Raw genomic sequence first — 19,072 nt, forward strand, 5'->3', positions numbered from 1 at the left:
CCGCGAAGCGGCCGTCTCGAAGGACGAGGCGCGTGCTCAGGCGGCGTCGAGCTGGGAGGATTCGGTCGCATCCAGGTCGATCTCGTCGACCGGCTGGGGGCGCCCGAACAGATAGCCCTGGGCGAAGTTGACGCCCAGCGCCCTCAGCCGCTCGAACTCTTCGCTGGTCTCGACGCCCTCGGCGGTGACCGACATGTCGAGCCCGCGCGCCAGCGTCACGATCGAGGAGATGATGGCGGATGAGCGCGGCTGATGCGTGAGGTTGCGGATGAACGACTTGTCGATCTTGATCTTGTCGAACGGGAACGCGGTGAGATAGCTGAGCGACGAGTAGCCCGTGCCGAAATCGTCGAGCGCCAGCTCGACACCGATGCCCTTCAGCCGCTCCATGAAGGCGTGGTTCTCGACGCCGCGCTCCAGCAGCACGGATTCCGTGATCTCGATCTCCAGTCGCTCGGGTGACAGGCCGGAATCGGCCAATGCCGCGCAGATCATCTCGAACAGCTCGGCTTCCTTGAACTGGATCGGCGAGAGATTCACGGCGACCATCAGGTCGGAAGGCCAGCCGGCCGCATCCGCGCAGGCGCGCCGCAGCACGTACTCGCCGAGCGGAACGATCAACCCGGTCTCCTCGGCTAGCGGAATGAACTGATCCGGCGGGATCAGGCCGCGGCTCGGATGCCGCCAGCGCACCAGCGCCTCGAAGCCGCGCCGCGCGCCGCTCGTGGCATCGACGAACGGCTGGTAGTGCACCTCGAGCTGGCAGCGGGCGATAGCGTCCCGCAGATCCCCTTCCAGCGTGTTACGCGCCTCGAGCTCCGCCGACATCGCCTCGTCGTACACTGTGAAGCAATTGCGGCCCGCCGATTTCGAGCGATAGAGCGCAAGGTCGGCCTTCTTCAGCAACTGCTCCTGATCGGTGCCGTGATCCGGCGCGATCGCGATGCCGATGCTGGTGCCGATCTCGACGCGATGGCCGGGCAGCAGGAACGGCTGCGCCACGAGCTTGGCGATGCGTCCCGCCAGCTCCGTTGAGCTGGCGCGCTGCTCCTCGCAGGCTTCCTGGATGATGGCGAATTCGTCGCCACCGAGCCGCGCCAGCACATCAGTGGCGCGCAGCGCGGATTTCAGCCGCTGCGCCACCTGGCGCAGCAGCACGTCGCCGGCGCCGTGACCGAGGGAATCGTTGACGTTCTTGAAGCGGTCGAGGTCGAGCATCAGGATCGAGAAGGCCGCGCTGGCCTCGTTCAGCTGGCTGTTGAGCTCGTCGAGCCGGGCGAGGAAGAAGGCGCGGTTCGGCAGGCCGGTCAGGATGTCGGTCTGGGCGAGCTCGAGCACCCGCCGGTTCGCCAGCGACAGCCGCCGCGAATTGCGGCTGGCGAGCATCAGATAGGTCGACAGCGACAGCGTGAGCAGCATGCCGACGGTGAGGACTGCGACCGCGCGATCATAGCCGGCCACCAACGCGCCGCCGGCCTTTGGCATGGCGCGCACCTGCCAGTCCGTATCGCCGATCTTGAGACTGCCCGACCAGTGCAGGGACCGCGCGACGTCCCGCATCGACTGCGGCGCGGTGGCCGCGGACGAATAGTCCGGCACCATGTCCTCGAGACTGACGATCTGGCCGGTGAAGGGCGGATAGACGTTCACACTGACCGCGGGGCTCGCTCCGGTGGTGACGCGAATGGACTGGATCAGCAGCGGCAGATCGAAGATGCCGACCACGAAGCCGGCCAGATTGCGGCGCCGCTCCGCGACCGTCTCGCGCGACGTTCCCTTGGCATAGACGGGAATGGCGACGAGAACGTCGGGCAGCCGACCGCCCTCCCTGGGTTCGTACAGACGGGTACGGATGGCCGCAACCCCGTCGTTGTCGCGGGCCCGCTCCAGCGCCGCAAGGCGTTCCGGGATGCTCGCGTAATTCATGCCGTAGACAGACGACGTCTTCGGCTGGGTCGAATAGAACACCGGGAAGTATTCGTCGCTCTGCGGCGCGACCTCGAAGACATCGCCCTGAAGCGACTTGATGCGGTAGCCGGACACGCCGTCCGCGGCCGCGGCGGCTTCGTATTCGGCGCGCCCCTTGCGGGTCACGCGCGGCAGCCAGGCGATGCGCAACATGCCGGGATGCCGCTCGAACAGGCGCACGCTGAAGGTCTCGAATTCGCTGCGGGTGACTTCATCATTGGTCGATTCGAACAGCGTGCGCAGCGCGACGAGCCTGGAGATGTACTCGCCCATGCCGTTCTGCATGACGATCGCTTCGGTTTCGGCCGCGTTCTCGAACTCGATCCGGTTGACGCGGTTTTCCCAGCGCGCGACGGCGGCGGCGCCGACGATCGAGAACAGAAGCCCAACGGCGATCGCGACCAGCGCAGGGCGATACAGGCCGAGCAGCGGCGCCGCACGCCACCATCCGGTCACACGCTTCCGATCCTGACCGTTCCGATCGCGACCGCCCATCTTGATCCGCACGTCCCCTTCGCGGCGGCGCGAACTTCTGGTTGAGCCACCGGAACTGCTATCGGACAAGGATCGCAGTTAAGAACTGCACAATTTCAGAACCTGCGCGTGCCGCATTGCGCGGCTTAGTTAACGATTGACGCGGAAGTCGCGGCAGACTGGAACTAAGTTGCCGGTTTTACCCGGAGTATTAGTCGACGTACGGGCAGCGCTCTCGGGCCCAAGCCATCCTTTTCGGAGCGGCGAACTTGCGGGCATCAAAGCGGAATTAGTCTCTCGGCCAGCTCGGCGAAGCTGGTAATCCGTGACGTCCGAAATGGCACATGTCCTAGCGATCGGACTTCCTGCCGTTTGCCTGGCCATAAGACGGCTTGTTGTCGGGATCGGATGTGAGGCACGCGCTCAGAGACACGCCGATCAGGAGCGCGCACACCGCAGGGATCACAAACTTCATCTGCTCAACCCTGCACAATGAACCATTTCACGACAGGCACGGACCTTTGACCTCGCGGGCCCAGACGAGGTTCAAGGCAGGGAGTTCAGGGCCGTCGCGTCCAGCGGTCGGCGTTGACGGCGCCTTGCGGGACCTCGCCCCTGACGATCGCTTCCACCTGCCGCACGGTTTCCAGCGACTGGTATTCGATCGCCTGCGGGGTCAGGCCGCCGACATGCGGGGTTGCAATCACGTTCGGCAGCTTTGCCAGCTCCGGCGTCGGCATCTGGTCGGGGGCACGGCCGACATCCATCGCGGCGCCGGCGATGCGGCTCTCGCGCAGCGCGCGTGCCAGCGCGGCCTCGTCGACAAGATTACCGCGGGAGAGATTGATGAAGACGGCATGCCGCTGCATGCGCGCCAGCGCCGCTTCCCCGATCAAATTCTCGGTCTGCTCGTTGGCGATGGCGAGGCAGACGACATAGTCGGATGCTGCGAGCAGCTCGTCGAGACCGACCTGCCGGATGGCGGCATCGGTGACGGTTACGAAGGGATCGGAGACCAGCAACTCCATGCGCAGCACCTTTGCGATCTCGGCGAGATAGCGCCCGATGCTGCCATAGCCGATGATGCCGATCCTGCTGCCGGCGAGCTGGCGGCCCATCCGCGCCTCGGGCTTGCGGGCGGCCTGGTAGTCCGCGGTCGTCCGTGACACACCACGAGAGAGGTCGACCATGAAGCCGAGCGCGAGCTCGGCGACGGCCTGCACGAAGCCGGGCCCAGCGCGGGTCACGAGCACGCCGGCTTGCGAAGCCGCATCCACATTGACGTTGCGGATGTCGACCGCGCAGCGGACAAAGGCGCGCAGGCGCGGCAATTGCGCAAAGATCTCCCCGCGCCCTTCCGTCATGCGATCGGCGACGATGATGTCGGCATCCTTCGCGGCACGCACGAGGCCGGCCGCGTCCAGCGTGTCGTCGCTCTCGTGCAGCATCACCTCGGCGGCCGCGCGCAGACCGTTCAGGCTGCGATCGCCGTAGTAATTGCGCCGCATCTCCGGCGTGTGCGCGAGCAGGACCTTCACGACAAAACTCCTTCAGTAGCCGAATGCCCGCGGCAGCGCGGTCGAGAGCCATGGCACGAAGGCGATGACGAGCAGGCAGAGGAACAAGAGGCCAAGATAGCCCATGATCGGCTTCACCGTCTGCTCGATCGGCACGTTGCCGATCAGGCAGGCGCCGTAGAGCCCGAGCCCGAGCGGGGGCGCGAACAGGCCGATGCCCATCGCGATGACCAGCACGACGCCGAAATGCAGGGGGTCGACGCCGAGCTGAACCGCGACCGGCAACAGCAGCGGCCCGAAGATGATCAACGCAGCGGCCCCCTCCAGCACCGAGCCCATCACGATCAGCACGACGATCGCGAGCAGGATAAACATCCAGACGCCGGAGGTCTTGGAGAGCCCCAGCATGAAATCGCCGACCGCGTGCGGGACCTGCTGCAAGGTCAGCGTGAACGCCAGCGACTGCGCGGCCGCGACGATGAACAGCACGAGGCCCGCGCGCGTTGCGGCCTGGACGAAGCTGTGCGCCGCCGTCCTGAAGTTGAGCTCGCGGAACACCAGGCTGCCGACGACCAGCGCGTAGGCCACGGCGAAGGCGGAGATTTCAGTGGCCGTGGCAAAGCCGCTCTTGAAGCCGAAGAAGATCATGAAGATCAGGCCGAACGCGGCGATCGCGCCGCTCCACAGGCCCGACACCGGCGCCTGCGGGGCGATGTCCTCGGCCTCTGCCGGCGGCTTGCCGAAGATGATGGAGACTGCGATCAGAACCAGCGCCATCAGCGCTGCCGGCAGCAGCCCGGCCATGAACAGGCCGCCGATCGAGAGGTTGGCGACGAAGCCGAGGATGATCAGGTTGATGCAGGGCGGAATGGTTTCCGCCATCACCGCGGAGGCGGCGAGCAGCGCCACCGCGCCGCCCGGATTCTGCCTGGAGCGGCGCGCCGCCGGGATCAGCACCGAGCCGACCGCGGCGACATCGGCCATCTTCGAGCCGGAGATGCCGGAGAACAGCACCATCGAGGCCACCATCACGACGTTGAGGCCGCCGCGCATCCGCCCCACCGCGCGCTGCAGCAGCTCGATCAGGCGCACCGACATGCCGTTGGCTTCCATGAGGTAGCCGACGAGGATGAAGAACGGGATCGCGAGCAGCACGAAATTGTCGATGCCGCGCGCCATCTGCTGGGCGAAGATGACGCCGGGCAGCGCGCCCTCGACCCAGATGAAGATCAGCGCGGCGAGCGCCAGCGCGAAGCCGATCGGCAAGCCGCCGAACAGCGTTGCGAAGAAGCCGATCAGCATCAAGGTGCCCGCCGACGGCACGGTAGCCGGCGACACATAATCCCAGGCGAGATAAAGGGCGGTGACGAGGATGATCGCAATGAGGCCCCTGACGATATCGGGAAGCGGCCGCGCGCAGAGATGGTCGATCGCGAACACCGTCATGAACAGCGCGCCGATGCCCATCGGGTAGAAGGTCAATTCCAGCGGCAGGCCGGAGCCGGTGGTCTGGCCGGCGGTGAGCGAGCCCAGCTTGATGGCGTTGTAGGCGACGTAGCCGGAGATCAGCACGACCAGAAGCGCGCTGGCGGCATCGACCAGCGTGCGGAGCCGCACCGGCAGCAGATCGCGGAAGAAGGACACGCCGACATTCTCGCCGCGCGCAAGCGCGCTCGCCGCGCCGAAGAAGGCCGAGCCGACCATCAATCCGCGGGCGACGTCATCGGACCATTCGACCGGCGCATTGAAGAAGAAGCGCAGCAGCACGGACGCGCACACTACCGCGAGATCGGCGGCCAACAGGCCGGCCGCGATCGCGTCGCTGACGCGAAGCAGCAACGTCATGCTGCCGTGGCGGCCGCCCGAGAGCGGCACCGCAGCTGTCATCGCCATTTCGGACTTGGCCATTGGGACTTGGGCATGGGACTTGGCCATGAGACTTGGCCATCAGGCTTGCGTCGCGCGGATCATGTCGATGACCGGTTTGGATTCCGGCCGAGCCTTGATGAAGTTCTCGATCTGCGGCGCGACTCGCTTCTTGAAGGCTTCGCGGTCACATTCGGCCACTGTCACGCCCTTCTCGCCGAGCGCCGCCAGCGCCTCCTTCTCGACCGCGAGCCCATGGGCGCGGGTATCGACCGCGGCCTTCTTCGCGGCATCGAGAAAACCCTCGCGCAGCTTCGGATCCATGCGGTTGTAGGTCATGTCGCTGAAATAGATCGCAAGCGGCGAGAAATTGTGCTGCGTCAGCGCGTAGAATTTCGACGTTTCGAAGAACTTGCTGGCGAGGATCGTCGGCGGATCGTGCTCGAGTCCGTCCAGCACGCCGGCCTGCAAGGCCGTGTAGATCTCGCCGAAGGCCAGCGGCGTCGCGGCCGCGCCCATCAGACGCAGGCATTCAGTGATGACGGGATTGGGCAGCGTGCGGATCTTGAGGCCGGCGAGATCCTCCGGCGTCTTCACCGGCTTCTTGGCCAGCACGCTGCGCGAGCCGAAATTATAGGCCCAGGCGATGATGCGAATGTTGCCGCCCTTGAGCAGGGCGTCCTCGACCGGCTTGGCGGCGCCGGCATCGAACGCCTTGGTCTGCTGCGGGAAGCTCGAGAACAGGAAGCCGAGATCGAAGGTGCCGACCAGCGGCACCAGATTGGCCGAGATCGACGAGCCCGACACCATGAGGTCGATGACGCCGAGCTTCACCGAATTGATGACGTCGATCTCCTGGCCGAGCTGGTTGTCCGGGAAGAAGGCGACCTCGACCTGCTCGCCGAGCCCGTTGCCCTTCAGATTCTTGACGAGGTTGTCGTAGTAGACGCGCCCGTTGGCGTATTTGGGATCGTTCGGCAGCGAGGAAGAGCATTTCAGCTTCAGCGTCGCGGCTTCGGCACGGCCGATGATCGCGGGAGAGAGCACGAGGCCGGCGGTGACCGCCGCCGATGACTTGATGAACGCGCGACGGTTCACGGGCACGATGGTCATGGTGCGGTCTCTCCCCGATTTTATTGTTTGCGACCGCAGTCGTTGCCACGGCGCTTTGCATCGACTGTATGGCCAAAGCGACGACAGAGGCAAGGGATGCGGCAGCCTGCCGCCGCGCGCCGCGCGCCGAATGGGAAGCGCACCACGGCGGCGCGAAGCACCATGTTGTCCCAGGATTTTCGACGAGATCGGGCTGCGTCGCGATGTACGAGGGGGCGCTCTTTCGCATCAGCGACGATCAATCCAATTGGCGCATGGATCAATGCGCAATTCACATGGATCATACCGAAACGATGCCCGGCCCGCTCCGGCAGACACCCTGCCCCATTTTGCCGCAGCAGCGTGATCCAGCGCACAGACAGTGTCGTGGCACGGACTTAGAAAAGGTGACATCATCGCGCGCATTGCCGATGGAGGTGACATCATGCGCCGTCCAGTCCTTTCCAATTTGCTGCTTGCGTCCGGCCTCCTTGCTCTCACACAACTGACGATGCCGACCGATGCCGCGGCCGAAGCGCGGCTCGCACTGGTGATCGGCCAGTCCGCCTATCGCACCGTGCCGGAACTGCCCAACGCCGCCAACGACGCCCAGGGCATGACCGAGTTGCTCGGCAATGCCGGTTTCACCGTCACGTCGGCAGCCAATCTCGGTCAGAACGAGATGCGCGCGGCGATCTCGGATTTCGCCGGCAAGGTCAGCGCCAGCGGCGGCGACACCGTTGCGCTGGTGTTCTATGCCGGCCACGGGCTGCAGATCGACGGCGAGAACTATCTCGTGCCCGTCGACCTCGACCCCAAGCGCGAGGCCGACATTCCGCTCCAGGGCGTACGGCTGAACGACATGCTCAACACGCTCGGCGCGCTGCCGACGCGGGCGCGCATCTTCATGCTCGATGCCTGCCGCAACAACCCGTTCCCCGCGCTCAGCGGCGCCGGCCACGGGCTTGCGATCGTCGACACCAAGGCCGGCGCACCGGGCTCCTTCATCTCCTATTCGACCTCGCCCGGCGCCGAAGCCGAGGACGGCAACGGCCTCGACAGCCCCTACACCACGGCCGCGCTGGCGATCGCCAAGCAGCCCAATCTGCCGATCGAGGAGGTGTTCAAGCGCATCCGCGTCGCGGTGGCGCAATCGACCGACGGCCGGCAAATCCCCTGGGAAAGCTCGTCGCTGACGACCGACTTCAAGTTCTTCGGCGGCGACAGCAGCAGTGGTCAGCCCGCTCTCCCCGGCGCATCCGCGATGGCGCTCGCCAGCGGCTCGCGCAGCGTCGCCGACTGGCGCAAGGATTTGCAGGGCAAGGAGCCGAAGGCCGCCTATGAGCTCGTGATCACCGACGACACCGTCGAGGCATATCAGGCCTATATCGAGCTGTACGCACAGGACTCCCGCACCCCGCGCCTGCGCACGGTGGTGGAGCGCCGGCGCCAGATGCTGGCCTGGGAGCGTGCGGTCGCGATCAACACCCGCGCCTCGTTCGAGGCGTATCTGGCGAACTGGGACAACAGCGATCTCGCGGCAACCGCGCGCAGGCTGCTGCTCCGCGTGCAGAACCGCAACTATGCCCTGCCCGTGGCCGCGGCGGCTACCCCCGCTCCGGTCGCCGTCGCGATGGCGCCGACCTGCCCGTGCTCGACGCCCACGCCGCCGGCGAGCCCGGTCAACCCGGCCGTGACGCCCATCATCAAGAAGCGCGTCGACGACACCCCGCCGAAGCGCAAGGTGGTCGAGACGCCGCCGAAGCCGCGCCGCCCGCCGCCTGAGGAAGTTGTCTACGAGCGCGCACCGCCGCCGGATCGCGGCCCGCCGCCCGGCGCCGTGATGCAGGGCATCGGCATCGGGATTGGCATCGGCATGGGCATGGGTGGTGGCGGCCGCGGCGGCGACTATCACAATGAGCGAGGGCGGTACTGAGGGGGACTCGCGCGATACGGAGGACAGTGTGTCCTCCGTCATTGCGAGCGCAGCGAAGCAATCCAGACTGCCGACGCGGTCAGATTCTGGATTGCTTCGCTTCGCTCGCAATGACGACGGATGTAGAGAAATTGCGTCTGCCGCTTCCCGATCCGGATGTTGTAGTCTTATCGGCTAACAAGCATTTCCGGGGACCTCAATGCCGCACGACGCCGACACCAGGCACGCATGGCCGCTGTTCCGCTCGCTCGCCTCCTATTCCCTGCCGGGCGACCTGATGGCGGGGCTGACGCTGGCGGCGATTGCGATCCCCGAGCAGATGGCGACCGCGCGGCTTGGCGGCTTTGAGCCGCAGATCGGCTTCTTCGCCTTCATGGCCGGCTCGCTCGGCTTCGCGCTGCTCGGTGGCAACCGCTTCCTCTCCTGCGGCGCGGACTCCACGATCACGCCGATCTTCGCCGGCGGGCTTGCGGCGCTCGCCGCAGTCGGCTCGCCGCAATATCAGGGATTTGCGGTCGCGCTGGCGCTGATGGTTGGCGCGATGATGCTCGCGGGCGGCGCCTTCCGCCTCGGCGGCATCGCCAACCTGCTGTCGATGCCGGTCATGGTCGGCTTCCTCGCCGGCATCTCCGTCCACATCATCGTGTCGCAATTGCCCGGCGTGCTCGGACTGAAGTCGCCGAGCGGGCCGACGCTCGATCGCATCGGCATGCTCGCCGGCGAGCTTAACCGCAGCAATCCCTTCACGCTGTGCATCGGCTTCAGTGTGCTGGCAACGGTCTTCGTCTCCGAGAAGATCAGCGCGAAAATCCCGGGCGCGCTGATCGGGCTCGTCGCCGCGACACTGGCCACGATCGCGCTCGGCCTCGAAAGCAAGGGCGTCAGCGTCGTCGGCGTGGTGCCGGGCACGCTGCCGCGGCTCACTTTGCCCGAGCTTGCGCCGGAGCATTGGGTGCATCTGGTGTCGCTCGCCTTCGTGATCACGATCGTGGTGATGGTGCAGACCGCCGCGACCACGCGCTCGTTCCCATCCGATCCCGACAAGCCTGCCGATGTCGACCGCGACTTCCTCGGCGCGGGCGCCGGCAGCGTTTTGTCCGGCCTGTTTGGCGCGTTTCCGGTCAATGCCAGCCCGCCGCGCACGGGGATCGTCGCCGAGACCGGCGGGCAATCGCAGCTCGCAGGGCTTGCGGCCGCGGCTATCGTGCTGGCGCTGCTCGCATTCGGCACCGGACTGCTGAGGCACGTTCCGGACGCCGCCCTCGGCGGCATTCTGCTGTTCGTCGCGCTGCGCATCGTCCGCGCGAAGCAGATCGTCACGATCTACCACCAGTCTCGAAGCGAATTCCTGCTGATCGTCGCGACCGCCGCCCTGATCATCGTGCTGCCGATCCAGCAGGGCGCGTTCCTCGGCATCGTGTTGTCGCTGCTGCACGGTATCTGGAGCACGACGCGGGCGCGGCTCGTCGAGTTCGAGCGCGTGCCCGGCACCACGATCTGGTGGCCGGCCCATCCGCACATCAGCGGCGAGCGCATCGACGGCGTTGCCGTAATCGGGCTGCAGGCGCCGCTTTCGTTCCTCAACGCCCCTGGTTTCCGCAGCGACGTGGCCAAGGTGCTCGGCACGGCAACCCCGCAACTGCTGGTGCTGGAGGCGAGCGGCATGGTCGAGATCGACTTCACCGCCGCGCAGATTCTGCTCGACATGTTCAAGGCGTGCAACGAACAGGGCGTCACCGTCGCCCTCGCGCGGCTGGAATCAGTGCGTGCGCAGGACGCGTTCGAGCGCTTCAGATTATACGACGCCCTGCCCCGCGAGCACGTCTTCCGCAGCGTGGACGAGGCGGTGCGCAAGCTGGCGAGATAGTCGCCCTTACTGCGCCAGGGTCGGGTGATCCCGCTGCACCGTCTCGCGGATCCAGCTGGCATGGATCGCGCGAAACAGGATCTGCGCGGTCTTGAGGTCGCCCGCCTTCATGCAGAGATCGACGATGCGACGGACCGCATCGTCGCGCATCAGTCCATCCGAGATATTCATCGCGATCTCCATCGCGACCTTGGCCGCGCGCTCGTAGCGCGCGCTCTCGCGCTTGTCGTTCTGCGCAGATCCTGCCGCGCTCGCGGAAGCCGCCTCGCAAATGGCGCGGATGCGCGCGGCGGCCTCGATGTCGCCGAGCGGCCCCTCGATCGTCTCGTCCCAGATGTCCTGCCGCGTCTTGCGCGCGAACCACTTCATCGCTCCACCATCCGCGATCTTCGAGCCGCCATATGGCCGCGCTTCAGTCTCTCCCAGCATAGAGAGGCCAATCGAGATCGGCGAGGCGATTTTTCCGCACGCTCCATCTTGACGTTTTCAGGACGTCCGGCGTGGGCCGATGGCCTCGAACTGTGCCTTCTGCTCGTCATTCAGCGTGGCGTAGAAATCCTCCAGCGCCGCGCGCACCGACTTGACGCCCTCGAGCATCGTGTCGAGCCGCTTGCGGACCGCGGCCATTCGCGCCGGCGGCGTCAACACCTCGCTGGGCTGGCAGGCCGCCTTGAGCGATGCGCTGACTTTGGCACTGGTATCCTGGAGCACCTGTAGCGCGGCACGCTGCGTGTCGTTGGGGCGAAGCCTCGCCTCGATGTCGGTGCCGGGCCAATCGAGTGCAGCAGGCGCACCGCATGTCTGGACCAGCGATCCTCCCCCGCTGCCGTTGGATGCCGTTGTGCGACGCTGATCTTCGGCCAGCGCGTTGAACCGCGCCTTCTGCTCGTCGGTGAGCGCGCCATAGAAGCTGTCGAGGGCGGGCTGGACGAGATCGACGGCTTTCACCATCGCCTCGACGCGCTGCTGCATCGCCGCCAGCCGGCCGGGCGCGGTCGCTGCGACCTGCGATGGGCAGGATGTGCGGATCAGCGCTGCAGCGTCGATGGAGGCGTTGCCGAGCGCATCGAGATTGGCACCCTGCGCCTCGGTCGGCTGCACCGCCGCGGCGATCTGGTCGATCGGAAGACCGACGATCTCGCGCCGGTCGCTGCCGCAAAGCTGATCCAGCGCAACGCCGCGCGCTTGCCGCCGTCCCTGCGGGCGCTGCGGCAGATAAGCGGACAGGCCATCATAGCCGTAGGGGCCGAAGAGGCCGGCATAGATGTCCGGATAGCCGTAGCCCCAGAAGCCGAGACCGTCGCCCCAGATCGTGTAGTCGTAGAGATCATTATAGGCGAACGGCCAGAACAGCGGTCCGACCCAGCCGTAACCGCCGCCCGGATGCTGCCACCATCCGCTGCTGGCACCATGCCAGCCGGCGAGCGCAGCCGCCGCCGTGATCTGGGCGCGCGCCGCCGGGTTGCCGATCAGACGGCCGTTGCGAAAGGCGCCGGAATGCATGTTGAGAGCGTTGCGGAAGTTCGCGGGGCGCACGGACGCATTGCGGATCTGACCGAAGTTCGGCCCACCATGTCGGGCGCCGGTTGCAAACCGCATCGCGCGATGATGACCGCCCCCATGCGCATGGCCGAAGCCGTGATGGCCGCCACCGTGATGCCCGCCGCCATGATGGCCACCGCCGTGCCCGCCGCCGTGACCACCGCCATGTCCGCCACCATGTCCGCCACCATGGCCGCCACCGCCCTTGCCCAGAGCCGTCCCCGCCAGCAGGCAGGCAAGCGCCATCACGGCAATTCCAATGACCGGTCGCAACATCGCATCCTCCCGCAAAGCCGCGCCATTGAGGCATCGGAAATTGTCGGGAATTGGAACCGGCAGGACTGCCGAAAGTTCCCGGGGCCGCGGTGCAGTGGCTGCGCTAAAGCGCGATGAGGTTGGGATTAAATCATTACCTCGCTTTAGGTTGTTGTTTGCGCATGATCTTTTCGGAAAACCGCTGCGCACTTTTCCGGATCCTGCGCTACGCCTCCGGCACGATCTTTCCGGGATTGAAAATGTTGAGCGGATCGAGCGCCTTCTTCAGCGCTCGCATCGCGTCCAGCGCCTCGGGGCCGAGCTCGGCCTTGAGGTACTTTTGCTTGCCCTGGCCGATGCCGTGCTCGCCGGTGCAGGTGCCGTCCATCGCCTGCGCGCGCTCCACCAGGCGATGCATGAACTCCTCGCCGCGCGCCATCTCGGCCGCGTCGTTGGTATCGCAGACCAGCGAGCAATGGAAATTGCCGTCGCCGACATGGCCGACGATCGGCGACAGCAAATTGAGGCGCTTAAGATCCTCCTCGGTCTCGCTGACGCAGTCGGCGAGCCGCGAGATCGGCACGCAGACGTCGGTTGCGACCACGCCGATGCTGTCGCCGGGCCGTAGCGCCTTCACCGACCAGTAGGCGTCGTGCCGCGCCTGCCACAGCTTGGTGCGATCCTCGGGCTTGGTGGTCCAGGAGAAATCGCCGCCGCCGCAATCCTTGGCGATCTCGCCGAACGCCTTGGACTGCTCGGCGACCTCGATCTCGCTGCCGTGGAATTCCATCAAGAGCAGCGGTGTCTCGGGCAGCGTCAGCTTCGAATAGGCGTTGCAGGCCTTCACCTGCGCGGCATTGAGCAGCTCGATGCGCGCCACGGGAATGCCGGTCTGGATCGCCAGGATCACGGCCTGACACGCGCCATGCACGGTCTCGAACGACACCGCGCCGGCCGCGATCGTGTCAGGGATGCCGCGCAGGCGGATCGTCAGCTCCGAGATGATGCCGAGCGTGCCTTCGGCACCGACGAACAGATGCGTCAGGTCGTAGCCCGCGGACGACTTCTTCGCGCGCGTGCCCGTGGTGATGATCTCGCCGTCGCCGCGCACCACCTTCAGCGCCAGCACGCTGTCGCGCATGGTGCCGTAGCGCACCGCGTTGGTGCCGGAGGCGCGGGTCGAGGCCATGCCGCCGAGCGAAGCATCCGCGCCGGGATCGATCGGGAAGAACAGGCCCTGGTCGCGCAGATGCTCGTTCAGCGCCTTGCGTGTGACGCCGGGCTGGATCACGCAGTCGAGGTCCTCGGCATGTACCGCGAGCACCTTGTTCATGTCGCGCAGGTCGATCGAGATGCCGCCGGCGGGCGCGTTGACCTGGCCTTCCAGCGAGGTGCCGGTGCCGAAGGCGATGACGGGCACGCGGTTCTTAGCGCAGATCCGCACCACGTCCTGGATGTCGGCGGTCTCCTGCGCCATCACCACGCCGTCCGGCGGCTGGTTGACGATCCAGGTGGTGGTATGGCCGTGCTGCTCGCGGACGGCCTGCGAGGTGATCAGGCGGTTGCCGAAGCGTGCGGCAAGCTGCTCCAGTGCGCTCGCGAGGGCTTTCGGCTCCGGCCGCGGCGGATTATTGGTGATGGTCGTACCCACGGAAATTCCTCCCGACGAGAAGAGACCGTGGCAAAGGACATATAGCCGGTCAAGTCAAGGGACCGGACGCATAGCTTGGGAAGGACACATGCCGGAAACCGCCACCGAGCCGTTTCGCTCGTCGATCATGCAGATCGAACCGCAATGGATCGACTATAACGGCCACCTCAACATGGCCTATTACAACGTGATGTTCGACCGGGCGATCGACGAGTTCTGGCTCGAGCTCGGGATTGGCCCGGTCTACAAGACCGAGCGCCACGGCTCGACCTTCACCGCCGAATGCCATGTGCGGTACTTGCGCGAGATCCATCTCGGCGATCCCGTGCAGATCCTGGTGTGGCTCCTGGCGGCGGACGACAAGCGGCTGCACACCTTCGAGGAGATGAGGCACGGCGCCGAAGGCTGGCTGTCCGCGACCTCGGAGAACATGTCGCTGCACATGGACATGAAGGCGCGGCGCGTTGCGCCGTTTCCGTCCGACATCCAGCAGCGCATTGCAGGCATCGCGAGGGCCCACAGCGCCTTGACGCGACCCGAGGGCATCGGCCGCAGCGTGGCGATGCCCTCGAGGCGGTAGTGCATGATCCGGCGCGCTATATCCTGCGGCCGCGGGCCAATCCGACCACGGCCGAGACCAGGAACAGGATGACCGCGATGAAGAAGATGATCTTGGCGATCTCGATCGATGCGCCGGCGATGCCGCCAAAGCCCAGGATACCGGCGATCAGTGCGATAACCAGAAACGTCACAACCCAGCCTAGCATGGTCAAACCCTCGTCTTGATGTCACTCGGCACGGCTGGCCGCGCCGCCTGTCCAGACAATCTCGACGCGGGAACGATGGTTCCGGCACGTAGAGCGGCGAAATTCACGGCTTCGGCAGGAACAAATCGGCCTGCCGCGTACGTGGAAAACCTCGCACCGGCGCCCCATATAGGCACCAATCCCTGTTATGAAGGCTCCCTCCCGTCACCCCGCGGTGCCATCGTGGGGCCAAATGATTCGCATGACCGAGCCGAGCAAGATCACCAGCGTTCCCGACCACCAGCCCGCAGCCGGCGGCATCGCCGCGCGTGCGCGCGCCTCGGTGGGCCCGAAATACCTCTCCGGGCTCAATCCCGAGCAGCGCGAGGCGGTGGAGACGCTGGACGGCCCGGTCCTGGTGCTGGCCGGCGCCGGCACCGGCAAAACGCGCGTATTGACCACGCGCATCGCCCATATCCTGAGCCAGGGCCGGGCCCGCCCCGCCGAGATCCTGTCGGTGACCTTCACCAACAAGGCCGCGCGCGAGATGAAGCACCGGCTCGGCCAGATGCTCGGCCACGCCGTGGAAGGCATGCCGTGGCTCGGCACCTTCCATTCCATCGGCGGCCGCATCCTGCGTTTCCATGCCGAGCTGGCGCAGCTCAAGTCGAACTTCACCGTCCTCGACGTCGACGACCAGGTGCGGCTGCTGAAACAGCTGCTGCAGGCCGAGAACATCGACGACAAGCGCTGGCCGGCGCGCATGCTGGCTGGCCTGATCGACGGCTGGAAGAACCGCGGCCTGATGCCGTCACAAGTGCCCTCCGGCGAGGCCGCGATGTTCGCCAACGGCAAGGGCGGCAAGCTCTACACGAGCTATCAGGAGCGGCTGAAGATCCTGAACGCCGCCGATTTCGGCGATCTGCTGCTGGAGAACATCCGCATCTTCCGCGAGCACCCCGATATCCTCCGGCAGTACCAGCAGCGCTTCAAGTTCATCCTGGTGGACGAATATCAGGACACCAACGTCGCGCAATATCTGTGGCTGCGGCTGCTGTCGCAGGCGCCATCTTCGGCCAAAGCCGCCATTCCGGGGCGGCTCGAAGAGCCGAACTACGACGCGCAATTGCGCGTCGGAGAATCTCGAGATGAGACCTCAGCTCCAGATTCCGGGTTCGATGCTCCGCATCGCCCCGCAATGACCGAGCAAGTGGCGATCGCCGCTCCTCCCACCGGCCCCACCAAAAACATCTGCTGCGTCGGCGACGACGACCAGTCGATCTATGGCTGGCGCGGCGCCGAGGTCGACAACATCCTGCGCTTCGAGCACGATTTCCCCGGCGCCAAGGTGATCCGCCTCGAGCGCAACTACCGCTCGACCGGGCACATCCTCGCGGCAGCCTCGCATCTGATCGCGCACAATGAAGGCCGGCTCGGCAAGACGCTGCGCACCGAGGACGTCGAAGGCGAGAAGGTCACCGTCACCGGCTCCTGGGATTCGGAAGAGGAAGCCCGCGGCATCGGCGAGGAGATCGAGCAGCTGCAGCGCCAGGGCGAGAAGCTCAACGAGATCGCCATTCTGGTGCGCGCCTCCTATCAGATGCGCGAGTTCGAAGACCGTTTCGTCACCCTCGGCCTGCCCTATCGCGTCATCGGCGGCCCGCGCTTCTACGAGCGCGCCGAAATCCGCGACGCGCTGGCTTACTTGCGCGTGATCAATTCGCCGGCGGACGATCTCGCCTTCGAGCGCATCGTCAATACGCCAAAGCGCGGCCTCGGCGATGCCACCGTGCAGATGCTGCACGACCACGCCCGCAAGCGCCGCATTCCGCTGTTCGAGGCGGCGCGGGCCGTGGTCGAGACCGACGAGCTGAAGCCGAAGGCGCGCGGGTCGCTGCGCGATCTGGTCGCGCAGTTCGACCGCTGGCGCGCCCAGCGCGAGGTCACCGCGCACACCGATTTGGCCCAGATCGTGCTCGACGAGAGCGGCTATACCGAGATGTGGCAGAAGGACCGCTCGGCGGACGCTGCGGGCCGGCTGGAGAACCTGAAGGAGCTCGTGCGCTCGATGGAGGAGTTCGAGAACCTGCAAGGGTTCCTCGAGCACATCTCCCTCGTGATGGACCGCGAGGGCGGCGCCGAGGACGATGCGGTGTCGCTGATGACGCTGCATTCGGCCAAGGGACTCGAATTCGACAACGTGTTCCTGCCCGGCTGGGAGGAAGGCCTGTTCCCGAGCCAGCGCACGCTGGACGAACAGGGCCGCGCCGGCCTGGAAGAAGAACGCCGGCTCGGCCATGTCGGCCTGACCCGCGCCCGCCGCCGCGCCATGATCTATTTCGCGACCAACCGGCGCATCCATGGCACCTGGTCGACCACGATCCCCTCGCGCTTCCTCGATGAATTGCCGGCAGCCAATGTCGAGATCACCGAATCCAAGGGCGGCTCGGCCTGGGGCGGCACCGGCGGCTACGGCGCCTCACGCTTCGACGACATGGAGGCGTTCGGCTCCAGCTACACGACCCCGGGCTGGCAGCGGGCGCAGGCCAACCGCAATCGTGGCGGCGGCCGCAATAGCGGTGGCCGCAGCGGCGGCTTCGAGGAAGAAGCCGCGACGTTCTCGTCCTCGTCATCAGGCCCGGATTTCGGCAGCTTCTCTTCGCGCCGCCGCGGTCCCCTGACCATCGAGGGCGAGCTGGTCGCCAAATCCACCGGCACGACCTCGGAATTTTCGCTCGAAGACCGCGTCTTCCACCAGAAATTCGGCTACGGCCGCGTCACCAAGATTGATGGCAACAAGCTCACCATCGCCTTCGACAAGGCCGGCGAGAAGAAGGTCGTGGACAGTTTCGTGCAGCGGGCGTGACCGGAGCTTCGCCTCCCGTTCAGCCGTTCAAGATGTCGGCGCCCTGATCGTAGATCAATTGGTCGACGTGCCCGGCACCGGGTGCCATCGGAGTCTCCAGCCCAGCGTCACACCGAGACTCCTGGCCAGCTCCGTACAGTGCTGGAAATGCCAGAGGCCGCGCGCAAGGCGATGAGGCCCCTGGGCCATCGCCTCGTCCCAGCGCGGCAGATCGGGGGCGTCCGGGTCGTTGTCGGCGTCGCCCAGCAGGATGACGAGGGGGCGCGCGAGATATCGCCGCAGATGACTTTCGTCGAGGCCGATCCCTCCCATGCCGTCAGGATAGTCCTTGGTGAGATCAGGCAGCATGTAGCAGCCGCAATTGGCGGCAACTGCGAGATCAACGGACGCGGCCTCGTTCAGCGCGAGATAGCGCAGCACAAACTGGGCGCCCGCGGAGTTGCCGAACAGGCCGAAGGTCTCCTGGCTGGACCCGATCGCATGCCGAACATGATGAAACAGCCGGTCGATCACCCCGAAATTCCAAAGTTCGCGCGGCAAGACCGTATTGTCTGGCGGCGGCCGTCGCACACCGCCGAAATTGTACGCGTGGACGCCCGGGAACTGGTCCGGATCGAACTCCGGAACCAGCACGATTTGCCCATTGCGTTCGGCCTGGGGCGCGAGCAGATCGCGAAACTCCGCAGCGGCGCGGTCGACGCCATGCATCGCCATGACGATGGGCGTGTGCCGGTTGCTCGATCTCGGGCAAAACGAGAAGACCCGCATCGTGCGTGGCGAGGGTACGGCCCCATCGTCGCGAAACACGAACGAGCCGCAGCCCTCGGCCAGGGTTAATTCGCTCAATTGCTTGCCTCCTCGGATGAGGTCGTCATAAGTGAAGCGGCCCCTGCGGCACAACCTTCACGGCGACCAGTTCTCCCATGCCTCACTACATCGCCATCATCGATGACGCCGACCCGGACGACGGCGTCAGCTTGTGGTTTCCGGACCTGCCCGGTTGCAGGTCCGGCGGGGATGACGCCGACGAAGCCGTGGAGAACGCATCCGAGGCGCTCGCGCTCTATGCGCAGGACCTGATCGAGGACGGCGGCCAGCTTCCCGCGCCGAGGACGCTGGCCGAGCTTGAGGCCGACCCGGAATTTGCCGACGACTTCAGGAACCACACGGCCATCCTGATCGAATGGCCGCCCCCCAATGAGGCCGAGTGAGGACTGTTCGCCGCAGTCGCCGGACTCTCGACAGTTCTCCCCCGAACAGCCCTTGACCCCCGCGAACTTCCCCGTATCAGA

Annotated in this window: 15 protein-coding genes; 5 read left to right on the top strand and 10 right to left on the bottom strand. The window is 66.1% G+C overall.

The window, feature by feature from the left end; translation table 11 throughout:
• Positions 1–36: 36 nt before the first annotated feature.
• The 5 genes from A5906_RS33575 to A5906_RS42035 form a co-directional block, all read right to left on the bottom strand.
• Positions 37–2,463, bottom strand: coding sequence for a bifunctional diguanylate cyclase/phosphodiesterase (locus tag A5906_RS33575; protein ID WP_080139530.1), 2,427 nt, complete (start codon positions 2,461–2,463; stop codon positions 37–39).
• A gap of 539 nt (positions 2,464–3,002) precedes the next feature.
• Positions 3,003–3,980 carry a hydroxyacid dehydrogenase gene (locus A5906_RS33580; RefSeq protein ID WP_080139406.1) on the bottom strand — a complete coding sequence of 326 codons (978 nt, stop codon included), beginning with the start codon at positions 3,978–3,980 and terminating at the stop codon, positions 3,003–3,005.
• Between the two features lie 12 nt (positions 3,981–3,992).
• Positions 3,993–5,846 (bottom strand): TRAP transporter large permease, encoded by a 1,854-nt coding sequence (locus A5906_RS33585; RefSeq protein WP_080139531.1) that lies wholly within the window; start codon positions 5,844–5,846, stop codon positions 3,993–3,995.
• Positions 5,847–5,906: 60 nt separating this feature from the next.
• Positions 5,907–6,938: a TRAP transporter substrate-binding protein gene (locus A5906_RS33590; protein WP_080139407.1), complete on the bottom strand. Its 1,032-nt coding sequence runs from the start codon at positions 6,936–6,938 to the stop codon at positions 5,907–5,909.
• A 20-nt stretch (positions 6,939–6,958) separates the two neighbouring features.
• Positions 6,959–7,294 (bottom strand): hypothetical protein, encoded by a 336-nt coding sequence (locus A5906_RS42035; RefSeq protein ID WP_136615665.1) that lies wholly within the window; start codon positions 7,292–7,294, stop codon positions 6,959–6,961.
• Positions 7,295–7,362: 68 nt separating this feature from the next.
• Between A5906_RS42035 and A5906_RS33595 the strand changes: the two genes are divergently transcribed.
• Together A5906_RS33595 and A5906_RS33600 are read left to right on the top strand one after the other, a co-directional pair.
• Complete coding sequence (locus A5906_RS33595; RefSeq protein ID WP_080139408.1) at positions 7,363–8,853, top strand: caspase family protein; 1,491 nt, start codon at positions 7,363–7,365, stop codon at positions 8,851–8,853.
• Positions 8,854–9,052: 199 nt separating this feature from the next.
• A complete protein-coding gene (locus A5906_RS33600; protein WP_080139409.1) occupies positions 9,053–10,720 on the top strand; it encodes a SulP family inorganic anion transporter in 1,668 nt (555 codons plus the stop codon).
• A 6-nt stretch (positions 10,721–10,726) separates the two neighbouring features.
• Here the strand turns inward: A5906_RS33600 and A5906_RS33605 are convergent, their stop codons facing one another.
• The 3 genes from A5906_RS33605 to A5906_RS33615 form a co-directional block, all read right to left on the bottom strand.
• Entirely contained in the window at positions 10,727–11,089 is a 363-nt protein-coding gene (locus A5906_RS33605) for a hypothetical protein (RefSeq protein WP_080139532.1), read from the bottom strand.
• A gap of 117 nt (positions 11,090–11,206) precedes the next feature.
• Positions 11,207–12,538 (bottom strand): Spy/CpxP family protein refolding chaperone, encoded by a 1,332-nt coding sequence (locus A5906_RS33610; protein WP_080139533.1) that lies wholly within the window; start codon positions 12,536–12,538, stop codon positions 11,207–11,209.
• 205 nt (positions 12,539–12,743) lie between these two features.
• A complete protein-coding gene (locus A5906_RS33615) occupies positions 12,744–14,168 on the bottom strand; it encodes an FAD-binding oxidoreductase (protein WP_080139410.1) in 1,425 nt (474 codons plus the stop codon).
• An 88-nt stretch (positions 14,169–14,256) separates the two neighbouring features.
• Here A5906_RS33615 and A5906_RS33620 point away from each other — a divergent pair, with 88 nt between their 5' ends.
• Positions 14,257–14,748 carry a thioesterase family protein gene (locus A5906_RS33620; RefSeq protein WP_080139411.1) on the top strand — a complete coding sequence of 164 codons (492 nt, stop codon included), beginning with the start codon at positions 14,257–14,259 and terminating at the stop codon, positions 14,746–14,748.
• 16 nt (positions 14,749–14,764) lie between these two features.
• Here the strand turns inward: A5906_RS33620 and A5906_RS33625 are convergent, their stop codons facing one another.
• Positions 14,765–14,935, bottom strand: coding sequence for a DUF1328 domain-containing protein (locus A5906_RS33625; protein ID WP_080139412.1), 171 nt, complete (start codon positions 14,933–14,935; stop codon positions 14,765–14,767).
• Between the two features lie 232 nt (positions 14,936–15,167).
• Between A5906_RS33625 and A5906_RS33630 the strand changes: the two genes are divergently transcribed.
• A complete protein-coding gene (locus A5906_RS33630) occupies positions 15,168–17,780 on the top strand; it encodes an ATP-dependent helicase (RefSeq protein WP_080139413.1) in 2,613 nt (870 codons plus the stop codon).
• 54 nt (positions 17,781–17,834) lie between these two features.
• Here the strand turns inward: A5906_RS33630 and A5906_RS33635 are convergent, their stop codons facing one another.
• Positions 17,835–18,626, bottom strand: a complete 792-nt coding sequence (locus A5906_RS33635) for a hypothetical protein (protein WP_136615669.1) — start codon at positions 18,624–18,626, stop codon at positions 17,835–17,837.
• Between the two features lie 77 nt (positions 18,627–18,703).
• On the opposite strand from A5906_RS33635, the gene A5906_RS33640 reads away from it, so the two are divergent.
• On the top strand, positions 18,704–18,991 hold the full coding sequence (locus A5906_RS33640; protein ID WP_080139415.1) for a type II toxin-antitoxin system HicB family antitoxin: 288 nt from the start codon (positions 18,704–18,706) through the stop codon (positions 18,989–18,991).
• Positions 18,992–19,072: the final 81 nt, after the last annotated feature.

This window comes from Bradyrhizobium sacchari (assembly GCF_002068095.1).
GTDB lineage: Bacteria > Pseudomonadota > Alphaproteobacteria > Rhizobiales > Xanthobacteraceae > Bradyrhizobium > Bradyrhizobium sacchari.